We start from the raw sequence: 17930 nt of genomic DNA on the forward strand, positions 1-17930 counted from the left end.
GGATGCACGGATGATCTGTCGAGTTTTTCATTGTAAACCCTCTACTAATTAGCATACCACAAGTACCTATTCCTATGCAGAAAGAATCTAACCTTACGCACCAGAACTTTAATTGCATAGCTCAACTATATCGGTTCTAAAAACCAAATATGGCTTCCTTACGGAAGTCATATTTGTCTATTATTTAATATTATTTACAAGATACTCCCCTTCTTAGCTCTAAAGCTTGTAGGAAAACCTTCATCCAATAAGTGAAATCAAACTAAAAGTATATCTACAAAAGCTGTTTCGCTATGAGCAAGAGGTTTGCAAGCACTCACTACAAATTCGTACGGATTAAGTGGTAGATTGTTCAAATAAAGGTTTTATCGTATCGTTCATCCTTATTTTGTTTATTTAGATACATTTCTCGGTCGGCTCTTTGTACCATCGTATCAATTTTTTCACCCATTTTATACTCACTGCTTCCTACAGAAATAAATACCATATCCAGACCTTTGACACTAGGAACATAGTTTGCAACCTTCCCTTGAATTTTAACTGCCACTCGGCGCGCTTGTTCCAAAGTAATGCCTGGCAATAGAATAATGAATTCATCACCACCCCAACGTACCAAGATATCTGTTGAGCGTATCGTTTTATTGATAAGTGCACTAACTTCCTTAAGAATCTTATCTCCTGCTAGGTGTCCGTGTTGATCATTAATTTTCTTGAAATCATCAATATCAAAAATAATCATGGAGAGCACACCGCCGTAGCGATCTACCCTATGAGATTCTCTTGCAAAAGCTTCATCCAATTTACTTCGATTCCCCACTTGTGTTAAATGATCCTTACCACTAAGCTTCTGCTGTACTTCACGGTTATGTTGAACGCTTGTCAAAGTAGTCAGCACTAAAATCCAAAGGATTAACAGGAGAGCTGAATTGCTGAGGAATACTTGGTATATATAGCCTGCCTGTTCGTGCTCATCGAAAAAAATATCATAGCCTACATGTTCTCCGTCAACCGTACTAAAGCTTAGGAAAATCAAGCTGAAATAGCGGCCACCTATTCTTTCACTAACTACAAAATCCTTATGCTTAGGAACTTGCGATAAAATCTCTTCTTTTTGGTCTTCTCCTGTGGTCTCAATCCAATCTAAATTGGGTTCGTTCAGTATTGCTTCAGCAAAATTTTTATCCAAGAAATAGCCATCAACCGGTGACGGTTGATACTCATCCCAGTCTACCGTAGATGTCTTATTATCTAAATATTCACTCGATATAATTTGTGCACAAGTGCAGTAAACGTTTTCTCTCATTTCAAGGTACTGCTGGAATGAGGTGATACAGAACTCAATTGCACCTACATATTCGTCTTCGTAAACAATTGGATAAAGATACCGCATACCGCCAAACGCTCGATCATCCTCGTATCCATATATCGCTTTTTCGCTACGATTTACCAATTCCATCAGCACTTTATCAGTGCCTATGTCCTCATATTCACCAAACTCATCAATTGCATACAGTGTGGTTCCATCCGCCAAGTGAAAGATGATTGCTCTATATCGATCCGATAAATTAGGTAAATATCTACTCATCATTATCTTTTTCAATTCATTCTTATAAAACACCCGACTGGTTCCATCCGCTTTCAAGGCGTCAAACATTATCTTTTCCACATCTGGTGTTGCTATGATTTCCTTTAAGATAAGTTCCGTACTATTCATGGTCATTTCTCGCATGTTTCTCATTTGATTCTGATAGCTTTCTAGTGAGAGACGTCCAAGACTTTCCAGATTTCCCCGGTAGGCATTGTATTGCATTATAAAAGAAAAAAATACGACTACTGTGATAATGATGGAGAGTAAAAGTATATTTCTTCTTTCCTTTTTCATATGTTACCTGCCTCGCGATTCCTCTAGATAAATACACGTATTATATACATTATACTACAATTCAATATTAATGCATTATTTGCTTGTCAATTCATTGCAATTAAGTTGATTAATCACAAAACACAAGCCCAATTATTGCAAAATCTCAGCAACATGGTTGTTGTTTCAATAATTTGCTCTATGTTTTACCGCAATACATGCAAAGAGCCAGGATTCTTTTCACTGTTTCTTTTAGTAACGGAATTCACATTACAAATTCAAAACGAATGGCAAGCTAAATCTGAGTGGCTACCTCATATCCCCTTCGATACCTAACCAAAAGGAGCATCTGATTATTCAACAGATGCTCCCTTAATATGCAGCCTATACAACTATTTTTGGCTCTTGCGACGCTGATAGTCTGATTCAATACTCTTTTTCCAACTACGGTCCAACTTACATCCAGCGCGATAGCTTTTCACGGCTTCGTTTATGGATTCAAAATTTAAGGAGGTACCTTCTTCATCTGCATGATAATCGCAAGCATTATCCCGGTTTATCCCTATACTTTCTGCCGTTTCCATGGCTTCTATATTGGCACCTAAGAATAAGAATTCCCAACCAGATTCTTTTTTTTCATTTATCAGGCGGATGATTTGGCTGTGGTTAAATTCCGTACTGGCATTTTCCATACCATCCGTAATGATGACCATTAGTGTTTTGTCTGGGCATGTTGCCCCAGGTGTTTCCAAATGGGCTTTCGTGAAATATTGAATGGTATTCCCTATTGCGTCTAACAGTGCGGTGCAACCTCCCGGTGTATAATCATGGTCGGTAAGCGGCCTTACCACTTGAATATTTTCCCTATTATGCAACATGATGGATTCATTATCAAATAAAATGGTGCTAACCAATGCCTCATTCGGCTCTTCTTTTTGTTTGCCAAGGAAGTGGTTATATCCCTCAATGGTGCTTTTTTCAAGTCCGCTCATGGATCCACTCCGGTCTAGTATGAAAATCAGTTCAGTACATTGCTTTTTCATGGTTTCTTCCTCCTTCGCTTTTGTTATTAGTTTAACGAAGAAAGAAGTACTTTTGGTCAAACCGCATTTGACAATTAGACCCCTAACAATTTCTGCTTGAAATGAAATAGGGTCTCATTCAAAAGAGTAATGTCATAATTGCCATTTTCGATAAAGTAACGGATGATGAGATCAAATTCTTTGCTTTTGGACAATGTGTAACCCGCCTTACTCAGAAGGTCTAGCGAGTCTTCCAAATTAAGTTCCAAGGCGATACAAAAAGAAATTGCCGTTTCCTTCTTTGGTTGGTAATCTTTCGTTTTCCGAATGTTGGAAAAAATTTGACGACTAACATTTGCCTTATGGTAAACAGTTGAATCTTTAAGACCTCTCTCGTCAATCCTCCGTAATAGACAATCCGAAAAACTTTCTGCCGCTTGGCTTAAAAAGGTGCCAACCGAGTCTGAAACTATGGCTGGAGATTCATCATACATTGCTTCAGAGCATTTAAGGGTATCTGCTAGTTCATATTCTTCGATTATTCGTTTATTTTCTCGTATCTGTGCAGTCTCATAATAGTAGTCGTCAATATATTGTTGAACTTCACCGACTAGTTTATTGCTCAGTTGAAAAGCATTCTTACCGAAAACTACTAGGGTGACCTCCATATCCACATCCTCATCTAGAAGAAATTTGTGGATGGCATGAGTGGCTATCTGCAATGCTTGGTCCTGAGGATACGCATAAATGCCCGTTGAGATAAGGGGAAATGCAATCGATTTCAGTGCATGTTCTTTAGCCAGTTTGAGAGAATTTTTGTAACAATCGCCTAATCGTTCTGCTTCGCCACTTAATCCTCCCTTCCAGATTGGACCAACCGTATGAATAATGTAGCGACTCTTAAGGTGAAATCCAGGAGTAATCACAGCTTGCCCTACATAGCAGTGTCCAATCTTGTTGCAGGCTTCTTGTAATTCTTTCGCTCCTGCAGCCTGAAATATAGCTCCACAGACGCCACCACCGGCTTGTAGCGCAACGTTTGCTGCGTTGACGATGGCATCCGTATTCATATTGACGATGTCTCCTCGTACAATCTTCAGTGGCATGATAGTCTCCTTACTATTGCGATTTATTAATGTACCCCTATAATAGCACCAATCCGAAGGCTCTACAAAAAGAAGCATTGCATTTACAAAGCAATTTTCGATTAAAAGTAAAGAACTATTGCAAATTGACTTTAATAATATTAAATGCTATCTTTAATATTATTAAAGGAGGCGCTATGTCTATCGAAATTGTACCGGAATGGATGCAAAACTTAGATGAAGAAGATATGGGCTTTATAAAAAAGTTTATATTGTCTTCAGGATCTTTGAAAAAAATGGCCGGAGAGTATGGTGTTACCTATCCCACAGTACGCCTACGCCTGGATAAGTTGATTCAAAAAATCAAAATCAATGAACAGAACGCAGCAGAACCATATATCGGTTTAATCAAAAAACTAGCTCTAGATGAAAAGATCGATTTCCAAACGGCCAAGATTTTAATAACGGAATACAAAAAGCAAAGGAGTGGTGATGGTCATGTTTATTAGCAAAAAGATATTTCTTTTACTAGCCATATTAGTAGGTAGTGTAGCATTACAATATTTACTGAGCAGAAGCAAAAGCAAATGGCTAGGACTAATTTTGCCTAGCATCAGCATTTTGATTTCCCTGGTAGCCTTGCTGAATATGAACTATTATATGGCCGTAAAGAATGTACTATTACAAAGCACTTTGGTACTCACTATCTTTAACATACCTACAATAGTTTATGTTGCTATCTATGTTGCAGGAAGAGATGCAGTAAGAAAAAAACTTAGCGCTAAGGAGAAAATGAATATCCAAGATTTGGATTGAAATGGAGATTTCTTGGGAGTATCTAAGTCTTGAGAAGAGGCTCGATAAATAGTATTATGGGAAGAACGTAGATTCTTTTGCATAATATTCAATATAAGGAGAACGACTTCATGATCAGAACAATAGTATGGTTCCTATATTTTGGGATACTCCTCTTGGGTACGCTACCCAATTTGCTTCGGGTTAAAAGTTATCAAGCACAAGGCCAGATAGAGAAGCATGACCTTCTTACCAATAAAGTAACAACAAGGTGGGCTAGGGCGCTGCTTCGCGCAGCGGGAGCAAGGGTCGTGGTCCAGGGAGAAAAGAAAATCCCTGCAAATCAGCCTGTAGTATTTGTGAGCAATCACCAAGGAAATTTTGATATTCCCCTTTTGTTAGGATATATTCCAACACCGAAAGCCTTCGTTGCCAAGATAGAACTTAGTAAGTTTCCCATTGTAAGCAACTGGATGAAGCAGATGAAATGTGTATTTATGGATAGAGCAGACATACGCCAGTCGCTGAGTGTTATCAACCAATCTGCCAACTATTTAAAACAGGGATACTCTACCGTGTTGTTTCCTGAAGGAACTAGAAGTAAGGGAAATAAGATGGGAGAGTTTAAAGCAGGTAGCCTTAAATTAGCTCAAAAAGCAGGTGTGCCCATCGTACCAGTCGCAATTAATGGATCCTATAAATTAATGGAGCAACAGGGATTTAAAATTAAACCAGCAACGGTGACAATTACTATCTTGGACCCAATCGCAACGAAAGATCTGAGCAAAGACCAAATGCGTGATTTACCGGAAAAAATTCAAAGTATGATTGAGCAGAAATTAATTGAAAATGCCTAATAATAAAACTAGACTGCCACATGTGGCAGTCTAGTTTTATTATTGGTTCTTACAGCATCAGTTCATCTTTCAAAAAAACAAATTCTTATGTCGTCTTCACATATACCGGATCACCATCTTGAACCCAACCGGATTCTAAAACCACAGCAAAAACACCATCCTTATGCATTACCAGTTCTCTTTGCGTATGTTCCGAATAATCTCTTGTGATGGGTAAACCTACCTGTGTAATTCTTAGCCAACTTCCACCTACTCGAATTACTGTATCTTCAGGTAAATCAGATAGTTGTTCACCCTCGATGGTTATGTTCTCAACAAAGTCTTCTTCTGCAAGTTTTCTGTTTTCATCACTAAGATGGTCCAAACTACTCAATGATAGTAGACTAACCTGTCTATGCCAGTCACCGACATGACCATCTTCCCTCAATCCATAGCCTTGTTCCAAGTAGCCTCTTCCCACTTTTCTTTTGATCTTCTCACGATACTGACTACTATTTACAGAAACCACAATTCCTATCTTTTTCATTTTACTTTTTCTTGCTGTTTTCATGCCTATATGCCTACCTCGTCTAGAGACCACAGATCGTATTGCTCAATAATATTGATCAGTTTTTGCGGATACAATGAATCTGTAGCATAGCCAGCACGTCGAACAGCATAGGCTCCCAATACAGGATTATACATCACATCACGATAGATTTGATAGCGAGATAGTTCAAGTAAGATTCTCTTATGGTCTGCCCACGATTGTTCTACATTGTAATACGCTCTAAAATTCGCGTCCGTTCTAAAAGAAACACCATTGTATTCTTCCCAAGTGTTTGAAACTACTGATCCGCCTACAGCACTACCCTTAATGCCAAATAGATTGTAAGAGAATTTCCCATTATATTTATCAACTGGAATATATTGCCCCCAGCCTGTTTCCAAAATAGCCTGCGCAACTTGGAGTGAAGCTGACATGCCTGTTTTATTTCTAGAATCAATGGCTAAGTCCGTGACTACTCCTAAAAATTCTGATTTGGGAACCAACGGTTTTGAGCTATAGGTCGTACCGTTATAAATCTTGAAACTGACAACATCACTTTTTATGGTTTTGCCCTCATACGTTCCATATGCATACACTGACCAGCTTCCATCGCGGTAATTATCCGGATTCAATGTCCAAACACCTTCTGAATTGACTGCGTAATCATAGGTGCTATCTGAACCTATTTTGGTCATTCTAAAGGTTGGATTTATCAATTCGACGTTAGAAGAAAGTTTCAATTCTACATCGCTACTCACAACAGCATCTGGTCCAACACCACTCAATGTAACGTTGGGCTTACCAGCCAATACCACAGGTATGTGTTTACCTTCCACGGGTTTTTCATTGACATCATAAACTCTTACAAACAGTTCAACGTTGCCACTCATACCAGGTGATACATTCCACGTATAGCTTCCGTAGCCCAGTTCTTTTAGAATAGTCTCTTTGCCTGTATCCAAATCAAGCATAACATATTGTGTTTTCGACACAGAGAAGTTTCTTTTTGCAACTAGCTTCACTGGGCCCTCGATTGTTTGATTTGCCGAAACACCAGCCAAGGTCAGATAACGGGTAGCACTAACTTGTATAGATACGGGTTCACTAAGGACTCCCTCGTCATCTTGGTTATACGCAATAGCCGTAACTAATGTATCTCCATTGTCTGCTGTATCCGGAGTGAAAGTATACGTTCCATAGGGGTCTACTTTATCCGTAAGCCAATTCTTACCCGTAGTCTCATTGGTAAACTGATATTTTACGTAGCTTGCTAGACAATTCAGCTTTACCGAAAGCTCCGTGCTACCCGTTATTACACTTCCTTGAGATAGGCCCTGAATCTCAACAGAGGGTACGGGAGCCATATTAACTTGTTTTGTCATTCCTGCAATATAATTACCGTCTGCATCATATAAACCGGCTACTAACAATTTTTCACCTGTTACCAAAGGATCCGGCAACCATAAATAGGCTGCATCCAAATCAGTCCCAGCTGCAACAACTACACCCTTGTGGGTTGCAGGGTCGAGTAATAGAAAGCGAACTTGAGTGGCCTTGCCGATGTACTCATCTGCATCAACCAATCTAAGACTGCGTCTACCTTCGATTTTTTCTCCAAAATCAACCCCAGAAAACCCAAATTGAAAATACGGTACAACAGTTGCCGGAGAAGAGGAATCTACAAGGACCTGTTTTTGGTCTCCGTCCCAATCGATGGCCACTCCCAATGCATTGCTCACCAGACGAAGGGGCACGTATGTTTTGGCTTCCATGCCCGTTCCAATAAGCTGTGGAGCTACGTCAATAACCTCATATACTCCTTGCTCTTGGTCATAAGAAGCCAAATGGTCACCTATACGCATATCTGCTGTTTTTGTACCATTTACAAGCTCAATTTTCTTTAAATCACCAATCCAGTTTACGCTGGCACCCAGTTCTTCCGAAACTACTCGAAGTGGCACCATCGTTCTTCCATCCACCAAAAGAACTGGTTCTGAAGTTATTTCTTCTCCATCAATAATCAGGCTGACCTGGGCAAAAGCCGGGGCAGGCATGAGCATAAATACACATAGCAACAGTAGGACAAATGGTAGTCCCCAAAACTTGTATTGCATGTTTCCTCCTGGCATTTTTTCTAGCGAAAATTCAACTAACATTTCCGTTCAATGCTCTCATTTCCTATTACTCTTATTATATCGCAATCCAAGCGCTTGTCATCAGAAAACATAGCCAACAGGCAAGGTAGAACAGCAATTTTTATTCGTATTTTTTCACTTCTAATGAAGATTTATAGGGAATTTCGGCTACTCTACTAGCTCTTTTCGCTTATTTGATTGCTCCAAATCCATCCATACCCTATAATTCAAGATGTGCCAAGTGCTTGCACAGTATTATGCTATAAGGAGAAAAGAATGAAACAAATAAAAACAATACTATTTGACTTAGATGGAACATTGCTTCCAGTAGATATGGAAAAATTCCTAGAGATTTATTTTGAAGAAATGGGTAAACATTTTGCGGAACATATAGAACCTAAGTTACTTACAAAATCTGTTTGGGAAGCTACCGGAGACCTGATAGACAATACAGAAAACCGAACCAACTCTGAGGTTTTTTGGGAAACGTTCAGGCAAATGACCGGTGATAATCCCGAACTAACGGAAGAAAAATTCTTACCATTTTATGAGGGAGGCTATCAAAAAGCCAAAGCAGCGACTGGCACTAGTAAAGCTATGCAAAAAGCTGTATCCCTTTTGTTGGAAAATGGATATCAGATAATTGTAGCGACCAATCCACTTTACCCTGAAAATGCCGTTCATGATCGTATTCGTTGGGCAGGCTTCAACCCAAATGATTTCAGCTATATTAGTTCATTGGAAAAGAATTGCCATTGCAAACCGCATGCTGCCTTTTATGAAGAAATTGTCAATCATCTTTCTCTAGACCCAAAAAGCTGCATGATGGTTGGTAACGATGCAAAAGAAGATATGGCTGCCAAAAAAATAGGCATGACTACCTATCTAGTCGTAGATTACTTGATTAAACATGACAATGAACCTATCGAGGCAGATCATATGGGTTCAGCGGAAGATTTTTTAGAATTCGTTCAAAGCGCAAATCAAGATTCATAAAAATTGATAAATAGCACGATTTCAGGCAATCCACGAGTAAAATCAAACTCACTCATATTAGTTGTACGGGTTTACGCATTTTGGCAAGTTATAATTTTCTTTTATTCTAATTTTGATTGACGCAGACCGTCCTTATAGCTTATGCTTATATATATCGCTAGGAGAATTATATGAGAAAAGTTAAAAAAGAAACACTGAAAGAACAAGTTATTCAAGAATTGCTGCGCTATTTCCAAACAGCAAAGCATAATAAGCTTGAGCCAGAAGGTAAACTAGCAGAACGTATGGGGGTAAGTCGCATTACTGTACGGGAAGCACTGTCTGAGCTTCATGACCTTGGTTATATCACGAAGCGGAAAGGAAAAGGGAATTATATCCTACGAAGCGCCATTGCTACCGACATGCGAGTGGATGTTTCTCAAGATTTCACTACAATGTTAGAAGATTCCGGATTTCGCGCTTCTCAGGATAACCGCTATATTGGCATAGCAGAACCTGATGCGTTTCTAACAGATTTGTTGGAATTAGAAAAAGATGATGCCATAATTGACTATCGTCAAGACTACTATGCGAACGATACCCTTGCGATTATTGTCTCCTTAAAGATACCAAGAAAGATTTTCACCGAGATACCTGGAGATTTCCTAGCCAAGACGGGGGAAGAAATTCGCGAATTAAGTATTTGGCAACACTACACAGACCAAGATTTAACTCACGCCGTTGTAAATATGGATACCAATGTAGAACCTGAGATCAATAAACGATTCAATCTCGCTGAGGATCACTGTCTCATTCGTTGGCGTGAAACTTACTACAATTATTTAGATGAACCTATTAGTTATGGCCATATCTACTTTAATCCACAAGTAACAAAATTGAATATGGTTACTTCTTTTGATCAAATCTTTCGTCATGTATAGAAGTTAGTTCAAATAGATGGGGTGTGTGCTATGTCGATAATTGCTTTATGTATACTTATCCTTATAATAGCTTTCATTTTTCTAAAAAAATAACCCAGATAATCTGGGTTTTTATATGTAAAATCCACCAAATGATTCTGTACCTATTTCTAAATACTCGAATACAATTATCGAAGGTCCTTTTTCTACAACGTTATACCATTTAAAAGAATGTAAAAGGCTGCAGTAAAGCGAACATCATTATTCGCTTTACTGCAGCCTTTAATATATTTCAACAACAAAGTCTGAAAGATCTTTATCCTTTTGAGGCACCACCTTAAACAACATCAAACTAGATTGCGTCTGTTCCTACTTCCCCCCCCGAAAAATACCGTAGTTTCACAATCAATCTAATTTTCATTAAAGCGCACTCCCAAATAATAAGAAAACAGAGAGTATTTTTTCATTCAGACCTGTTGGATTGCCCATCTACCGCCTGTCCATGGATAGTATGATACAACACAAATATTACAATTATGTGACAGGTATCGGACAAATTAGTACAAAAATACCGCAAGAAAGGTCTGCCTGCATTCCTCTCTTGCGGATGAGTTTCATTCATTTGCTCCTGGTTTTGTAACACATTGAATAAATCACTATATCTCAATCTAATTCATCACAATAATTATTCTAGATGCATAATTTCCCTCACGATAGGCCAGTCCGCCTCAGCCCAATCCAGTTCATCTAATTCAGATGCACGCAACCATTTTCCTCCTATATGCTCCTTGAATTGAAGCCGATTTCCGCAAAGTTGACAAAGAAAACTATGCATAGTCAACTCGAAACCATCCTCGCCGGAATAGGTGTGAAAAACCGTTAAAAAATGACTTTCAATGGTAATCTTAACATCTAGTTCTTCTTGAATTTCTCGGATTAAGGCTTCTTGGGGAGTTTCGCCTTTTTCGATCTTTCCTCCCGGAAATTCCCATTTATATGCTGTGGGGCCACCTGCTCCCCGTTGGGTACATAAGAATCTTCCATTTCCTTGGATAATGCCTGCTACTACTTCAATCTTTTTCATAACCTAGTCTCCGCTATATCGCCGCTTTACGCTCAATGAAGGAAGGAATCGGATATTCCATTCTCCATAGCATGTTCATCGGTTTGCCCCCGTCATGACTTATATACTGCACCGGGCCTAAATAATGGAATGCTGCCCCCACTCCAGAGTGCTCAGTCTTAAACTCGCGAACAAATAGAAGCACTTTATAACCTTTCTCTTTATGGTTTATTAGTAGCTTACCTTGTGGTGTCAATTCTGATGCACTATTGGGAGATTGCCAGTGAAAATGATATGGGTCAATGGCATAGTCATCATACATGGTTGTAGGTGAAAATTCTTTTGCAATCTTATTAAGTGTTACAAAAAGTAAAATAAGCTTCTTCTCTGCATATTCTAGTACTCCGTTTTGAATATTTGCATTTTTTTCTTCATTATTGTAGCCTATCGCTGTTAAAATTTCCGAGCGGTTGTATCTCGCATGCACATTTATTGGGCAGGAGAAGCCAAGATCAACCCTCTTTTCTATGAAAGTCAAATTTTCAATATTGTTTTGGAGCACATTACAAATCTCTGCTGCAACGTCTTTATTTGATTTTATGAGCTCAATACTTTCTTCCACTTTGCTAATTTCTATTTCAGAAAATTTCTTTTGCCAAACAGTCCAATGAAACATCAATAGCATCTTGCGTTCATACTCATTGTAAGGCCCCTTTGATTCCTTGAATACAGATAGTAAAAATGTTAGCCATTCCTTTGAATTAATGTGCAACAGCCTCCGAATGCTCTTAAGAATCTTCTCTTCACTAGGTAAAAGAGTATTCCCTCCAATACCATTTTCTCGCAGCAACTTAGTGAAAGAACGGTTTGGATTGCTATAAAAGCTTTCCATACTTATGTCCGCATAAGACATGAAATCCAGTTGGTTAATCTCGCCACTGGAGGCTCTTTTATGCGCAATATACTCTTTCATCCTCTCTCGCAGCCACCGTAGATCTGCCAAATTATTGCGTATACTTTCGAGGATATGTTCTTTCGCCACTTTTTCAAGATAAATACAACATCCAGCTGGTAAAGAAGGAAACTCCAATTGAATTTCCTTTTCAACACTTCTAGAGCTGGGGCCACATAGAGCCCGTATCTTTTGCTCATACAAGCGATAATTCTTATTTGCCTGTCCCACGAAGTCAAGAACAGTCAAACAATCCTTTTCTTCATCTAGACGTAGCCCCCGACCTAATTGCTGCAAAAATACGGTTAAACTTTCCGTAGGTCGAAGAAATACAACAGTATCTATGCAAGGTATGTCTACACCTTCATTGTATAGGTCTACTACAAAGATGAATTGTATCTCCTTTTTCTCCAATTTCGATTTAACATTATTACGGGTTTCTTTATCACTATCTGCTGTAAGATATGCAGATTTAATTCCGGCCTTATTAAATACATAACTCATAAATTCAGCATGGTCCTTGTTAACGCAAAAGCCAATGGCCCTTGTCTCATTTACATCTGTTAGATATTTATGCACTGCATCAATAACAAGATTAGCTCTTTGCCGGTTTTTGCTATATACCACCACCAACTCATCTTTTATATACCCGCCCGCTCTCCACGTAAGATTCTCTAAGCTTTCTGAATCGGTAATGGCAAAATATTGAAATGGACTAAGCAGCTTTTGGTCAATCGCTTCCCCCAAACGGATTTCAGCGGCAAAATGTTCATCAAAAAATTGTCGAATATCTTGATTATCCATCCGTTCCGGTGTAGCTGTAAGACCAAGCAATACTTTTGGTTCAAAATACTCTAATACCCTCCGATAACTGTTCGCAGCGCCATGATGGGTTTCATCGATTACGATATAGTCATAGTAGTCTTTAGAATGTTTTTCTAAATAGCCTCTGCTATTAATGCTTTGAATGGATGCAAATAGATATTCATCTTCTAATGGCTCATATTCCCCTACCAATAGCTCACCAAAGTTATAGTCTCGTAGCACCTGCCGAAAGCAAGATCTGCTCTGTTTGAGTATTTCTTTTCGATGTGCAATAAATAACAATCTTGCTTTCTTGTTCTCTTTTCGGAACTGTTTGTAATCGAAAGCAGCAATCATAGTTTTACCCGTACCAGTCGCTGCGACTACCAAATTACGATACCTATTATGTACAAGTCGTTCAGTTTGCAACTTATCTAAAATTTCCTGTTGATACGGAAACGGGAACAAATTAGGTACAAAATTTAACCCCTCTGCACCTCCCGTTTGTTCCTTCTTGAGCGCACGTTTCAGCATGTTTTGGTCTGTCTGGGATAAATAGTTGAACGGGCTAAACACACGGTCATGCCAGTATGTTTCAAATGTAGCACAGAGCTGATTCATCACATCTTCACTACTATACTCACATATCTTAAGATTCCATTCCAGCCCACTAGATATCGCAGCATTCGATAAATTCGAAGAGCCAATATAAGCGGTAGAAAAGCCTGTTCTTCGATGAAAAATATATGATTTTGCATGCAAACGTGTTGATTTTGTGTTATACGAAATACGGATTTCTGTATTTGGAAGCTTACTAAGCTCCTCGATGGCTTTATATTGGGTTGCCCCCATGTAAGTAGTAGTAATGATCCTAAGTTTCTTTGTAGGGTCACTCGTAAAAAGGCGAAGTTCATCAATTATATTTCTTAGCCCACTCCAGCGGATAAAAGAAATCAACATATCGATTCTATCGCTAGTTGCAATTTCTTTTTTCAGTTCGTGCATCATGCTTGGCTCATGTTTGGATCCCGTAAATAGCGATGATGTACTCAGTGAGGTAGCAGGCCGAACCTCCCTATTTTCTTGTGAGAAAATACTAAGCAGTAGCTCTACACTCTCATCAACCTTAGCATCTAGAATCTCAGCATCGCCAATATGTTCATAAAGCACATCAACCATTTGGTTACACAGATGAGTCTGTGCATGCATTTTTCCCTTCATCTTTTTAAGACTCTTTACAATGACTTTCTGCATGTATAAAGCAAGGGTATCAGCATATTCTTCTACTTCCAAATTAGTTTTAGAAACAGTATATTGTTCACACATACCCTCAAGTTTTTCTTCAACTATTCTGTTAACGATTTGTTCATAAGTGCCTGGTACCAAATCCATAATTGCATCTCTTTCGAATTTATTTTATCTTCACATGCATCATGCCAAATTATCTTGCATCATAGGAAGCAGTTCTCTACCTAAGAAATACTCTTCGATGAAATCCCACCTTTCTTCATCAGAAGCAATTTCTTTGATATAATGCGTCAATATACTTATTGATCGTTCATGCCTAAGTCTAACATTCTGCAAAATCTGATTACATACCTACTGTTTTGAGCTGATGTCTAGCATTTTTGTTGGGTCATTCAGCCAAGTACCCAATAAACACTATTGATGTACTTCTTCCAATAGGTATTAAAAAAAGCTTCCATCAGTGCAATATAAGGAAGAAGCATTCGCCCCTCCACTACACAAAAAGAAACCTCCCTAAATCTCTTCATTCAATTGTCACTACTATTACACGGTTACCTTCGCCCGACCAAAGGCAATAATATAAGTCTATTATAAAGCTGTAATCACAACGTTACAAGAACATATAATATTCATTTGGCTAAAATGAGTGTCATTTCAAGGTTATATTTGAACTTTTTAGTATTGTTTAGGCTCTTCTTGATAATCAGTATTACTACTTGCCCTCCATAGAGATATAATGAATAATATTGTGATATTGATTAGTATTAAATTTGGATAACTTCAAAACCATAGAGCATTCATTATACTCAGAAAGGAACGAGCAAAAAATGGAACAAGAAAACAAATATCCCATTACCACAAATTTCTCCTACTTTAACCAAGACGGTATCCTTAAGCCTTACGGCTACCAACACCTATTGGCACAGCTGGTCGACCGACACCTAGAAGCCATCGGTATGAATATGGAAAGCACTATGAAATATGGCTTGGGTTGGGTACTCCGATCAATCACCATAGATATAAAGGAACAAATTCCTCGAGGTTTTGATCTTGTTGGTAAAACCTGGTATGCACAACGTAAAGGCCCTTACTTTCGGCGAGAATATCAATTATATGACCGTGAAGGTAACCTTCTTCTTAACGCAAGTAGCTATTCCATACTATTGGATCTCAAAAACCGGACTATCTTTCGCCAACATGAATTGCCCTTTTCATTTCAAGATCCTACAGAAATATTATTATTAGATGCCAAACCAAGTTTCAAGGCCAAGGGAGATTATGGCAGCATACAGAAAAGATGCATTAGAGCTAGCCACATCGATGGTATGGGACATGTTAACAATTGTAGATATGGCGAATTTGCCTATGACAGTTTACCAGTTCACTTTAGGGATAATCTAAACCAATTAAAACATTTAGAATTCTATTTCCAAGCCGAAATGAAACAAGAAGACACCTTTACTATGGAACAAAAAGTTGAACAATCCGAGGTCTTTCTACGTGGAGTATTGGATGGTAATACAAAAAGCTCCTTCGACGTTATTATGGGATTTCAGTCCTAACATCGATTATTTTGATTTTCAAAAACATTCTTTATATAGAACAAACAGCGGATGCTTTAAAGCATCCGCTGTTTGTTCTTCTAATATATCTGTCAACATATCTTTCTTCTATTCAAATATAAACGCCCTACTCATCCATGCCTTCCATACCTTCCATGCCTTCAGTCATATCTTCAAACATAGAACTCATATCCATTATGTCAGCATCTGCCGGCAATTCAAACATATCATCAGAGATTTTATCTGTACTGAAATTGGTAACCAACATAGTAAAGCTTTCCTCTTCCGTAGCACCCTCACTTACCACTTTCAAAGGAAAACCATATTCTGGATGCAACCAAAACGTCGTCATACTTCCATCTTCAGGATCCTTCATCTCAGCTACAGGGCAATTAAAGCCTTCATATTCTTCATAGCCAATAAAATTCATATTGTCCGCAGAATCATCTTCCGTAAAACTATCCATACTCGGAGCTCCACCTGCCTCTCCAGTAGCATCTTCGCTATCTATCGGAGTCTTCATAAACTGTCCTCCAATAGTACCCATGTACATGAATTCCCCATCCGATATCATTAGAGTTTCCTGCCCATCAGCTTCGCCTTCCATGCGATTTTTATCACCCTTCATGTAGAAAGACATAGCTCCTTGTTCCACACCTGCAGAAGAAAAACTCACATCATAAGAATACTCATCTAATTCTTCAGAACGTCTAAATAAATTGGATAAAGACTCATTATCACTGATTAAATCAGCTTCAGGTTCAGCAACTGGTTCCTCGGCAACAGGCTCCTCAACCATTGGTTCCTCTGCTGGTTCTTCTGCTGGTGTATCGTTGCTAGAACAAGCAGGCACCAACGCCAACAGCAAAATTATTGCAAAAATGCTTAATCTTGTTAACCACACATTTCTTCTAATCATCATTTTTTCCTTTCTATATTCACATTCAATTTATATTAACATTATAGTACATGTCATTCATAAAATACAGTCTCATGGAGTTTTCAACCCAAAAGAGTTAACCACTTCACCAAATAGAGGATATTCTTGGCATAAGATAGAATTTTAACAAGAGGTTTCAAGCCGGATTGGAGCATAGATTATGATACATCTTTATGGTAACACCTATATGAGTGAAGGACACCTCACCTTGGGAGCATACCTCCTTGGCAATGAAGCACTCCTTATCGATTCCGGTTGCGACCGGAACTACCTCTTAAACGAAATTAAAGATTTAGAGCTTATAGATATCAAATATATCTTTAACACGCATGCACACGTCGACCATTGTGGAGGCAACCACTACCTGCAACATGAGCGGCGTAGCACCATCCTAGCTCCCAGAATTGAAGCAGATTTTATAGAGTATCCACATCTAAAAGATATCTATCTCTATGGATTTACATCCAAAAATCTCCTTATTCGGAAGTCCAAATACGCTGAGCCCTCCATTGTTTACAAGAAGATTACAATAGACGAAGGTAAGGATGGTATTCCATACCAATTGATGAAAATACTATTTCGAGAATATGAGACATACTTTTCTTTTTTACGCCTGAAAGGGCATTCACCCAACATGATGGGCATCATCACGCCAGATAACATCGCCTTTCTAGGAGATGCTCTTTTGGATAAATCCACCTTAGCTCATAATCAGCTAATGTATATCTACAACCTAGGAGACCATCTATACACTCTTTATATGTTGGAAAAACTAGAAGCAAAAGCATATGTCATCTCACATGGTGGTTGCTACAATGAAATCCAGATGCTGATTACAGCCAACCGCGAACACCTTTTAAACACGTTAGAACAAATTCACAGTGCCACCAAAGACCGTGGTAGTATGACACTTGATCAACTTCACGGACAACTATTTACCTCACTCGGTCTTAACGAGAATCAAATCACCCAAGCTCTCAACAGAAGCACCATCAGAGCACATCTTTATTATCTGCAGGAACAAGGCCGCATCACGTCCTTCGCGGAAGATGGTGTGGAATACATCCAAGCCCTATAGACAATTCTTACTGCTTAAACGATAAATCATTCCCCTTAGTTCAAAACTTTCTTCAATATATTACCACCTTTCATAATCTAGATATTTTTCTGACGATAATTATG

The 17930-nt window shown here is 38.6% G+C and carries 15 protein-coding genes; 7 read left to right on the forward strand and 8 right to left on the reverse strand.

What is annotated here, in order from left to right; genetic code table 11:
- Window positions 1-352: 352 nt before the first annotated feature.
- The 3 genes from JR334_06360 to JR334_06370 all read right to left on the reverse strand — a co-directional run bounded on the left by JR334_06360 (window position 353) and on the right by JR334_06370 (window position 3989).
- Window positions 353-1882 carry a diguanylate cyclase gene (locus tag JR334_06360; protein ID QRN84615.1) on the reverse strand — a complete coding sequence of 510 codons (1530 nt, stop codon included), beginning with the start codon at window positions 1880-1882 and terminating at the stop codon, window positions 353-355.
- A gap of 371 nt (window positions 1883-2253) precedes the next feature.
- Window positions 2254-2904, reverse strand: a complete 651-nt coding sequence (locus tag JR334_06365) for a VWA domain-containing protein (GenBank protein ID QRN84616.1) — start codon at window positions 2902-2904, stop codon at window positions 2254-2256.
- Window positions 2905-2978: 74 nt separating this feature from the next.
- Complete coding sequence (locus tag JR334_06370; protein ID QRN84617.1) at window positions 2979-3989, reverse strand: macro domain-containing protein; 1011 nt, start codon at window positions 3987-3989, stop codon at window positions 2979-2981.
- Between the two features lie 176 nt (window positions 3990-4165).
- On the opposite strand from JR334_06370, the gene JR334_06375 reads away from it, so the two are divergent.
- The 3 genes from JR334_06375 to JR334_06385 all read left to right on the forward strand — a co-directional run bounded on the left by JR334_06375 (window position 4166) and on the right by JR334_06385 (window position 5620).
- A complete protein-coding gene (locus JR334_06375) occupies window positions 4166-4477 on the forward strand; it encodes a DUF2089 family protein (protein QRN84618.1) in 312 nt (103 codons plus the stop codon).
- Complete coding sequence (locus JR334_06380; GenBank protein ID QRN84619.1) at window positions 4467-4784, forward strand: hypothetical protein; 318 nt, start codon at window positions 4467-4469, stop codon at window positions 4782-4784. The genes JR334_06375 and JR334_06380 overlap by 11 nt, the downstream gene beginning before the upstream one ends.
- A 110-nt stretch (window positions 4785-4894) precedes the next feature.
- Window positions 4895-5620: a 1-acyl-sn-glycerol-3-phosphate acyltransferase gene (locus tag JR334_06385; GenBank protein QRN84620.1), complete on the forward strand. Its 726-nt coding sequence runs from the start codon at window positions 4895-4897 to the stop codon at window positions 5618-5620.
- Between the two features lie 85 nt (window positions 5621-5705).
- Here the strand turns inward: JR334_06385 and JR334_06390 are convergent, their stop codons facing one another.
- Together JR334_06390 and JR334_06395 are read right to left on the reverse strand one after the other, a co-directional pair.
- A complete protein-coding gene (locus JR334_06390; protein ID QRN84621.1) occupies window positions 5706-6146 on the reverse strand; it encodes an MOSC domain-containing protein in 441 nt (146 codons plus the stop codon).
- A gap of 26 nt (window positions 6147-6172) precedes the next feature.
- The gene (locus JR334_06395; protein QRN84622.1) at window positions 6173-8263 is read right to left on the reverse strand and encodes a glucosaminidase domain-containing protein; all 2091 of its coding nucleotides are present in this window, start codon (window positions 8261-8263) and stop codon (window positions 6173-6175) included.
- Between the two features lie 297 nt (window positions 8264-8560).
- On the opposite strand from JR334_06395, the gene JR334_06400 reads away from it, so the two are divergent.
- On the forward strand, window positions 8561-9280 hold the full coding sequence (locus JR334_06400; GenBank protein QRN84623.1) for an HAD hydrolase-like protein: 720 nt from the start codon (window positions 8561-8563) through the stop codon (window positions 9278-9280).
- Between the two features lie 170 nt (window positions 9281-9450).
- A complete protein-coding gene (locus tag JR334_06405) occupies window positions 9451-10200 on the forward strand; it encodes a GntR family transcriptional regulator (protein QRN84624.1) in 750 nt (249 codons plus the stop codon).
- 664 nt (window positions 10201-10864) lie between these two features.
- On the opposite strand, the gene JR334_06410 is transcribed toward JR334_06405, so the two are convergent.
- Together JR334_06410 and JR334_06415 are read right to left on the reverse strand one after the other, a co-directional pair.
- Window positions 10865-11263 (reverse strand): (deoxy)nucleoside triphosphate pyrophosphohydrolase, encoded by a 399-nt coding sequence (locus JR334_06410; protein ID QRN84625.1) that lies wholly within the window; start codon window positions 11261-11263, stop codon window positions 10865-10867.
- Window positions 11264-11276: 13 nt separating this feature from the next.
- Window positions 11277-14390, reverse strand: coding sequence for a DUF3427 domain-containing protein (locus JR334_06415; GenBank protein QRN84626.1), 3114 nt, complete (start codon window positions 14388-14390; stop codon window positions 11277-11279).
- A 683-nt stretch (window positions 14391-15073) separates the two neighbouring features.
- On the opposite strand from JR334_06415, the gene JR334_06420 reads away from it, so the two are divergent.
- Complete coding sequence (locus JR334_06420) at window positions 15074-15808, forward strand: hypothetical protein (GenBank protein ID QRN84627.1); 735 nt, start codon at window positions 15074-15076, stop codon at window positions 15806-15808.
- A 127-nt stretch (window positions 15809-15935) separates the two neighbouring features.
- Here the strand turns inward: JR334_06420 and JR334_06425 are convergent, their stop codons facing one another.
- Entirely contained in the window at window positions 15936-16730 is a 795-nt protein-coding gene (locus JR334_06425) for a hypothetical protein (GenBank protein ID QRN84628.1), read from the reverse strand.
- Window positions 16731-16908: 178 nt separating this feature from the next.
- Between JR334_06425 and JR334_06430 the strand changes: the two genes are divergently transcribed.
- Window positions 16909-17826 (forward strand): MBL fold metallo-hydrolase, encoded by a 918-nt coding sequence (locus JR334_06430; protein QRN84629.1) that lies wholly within the window; start codon window positions 16909-16911, stop codon window positions 17824-17826.
- Window positions 17827-17930: the final 104 nt, after the last annotated feature.

This window comes from Clostridia bacterium (assembly GCA_016887505.1).
Lineage (GTDB): Bacteria > Bacillota > TC1 > TC1 > UBA5767 > UBA5767.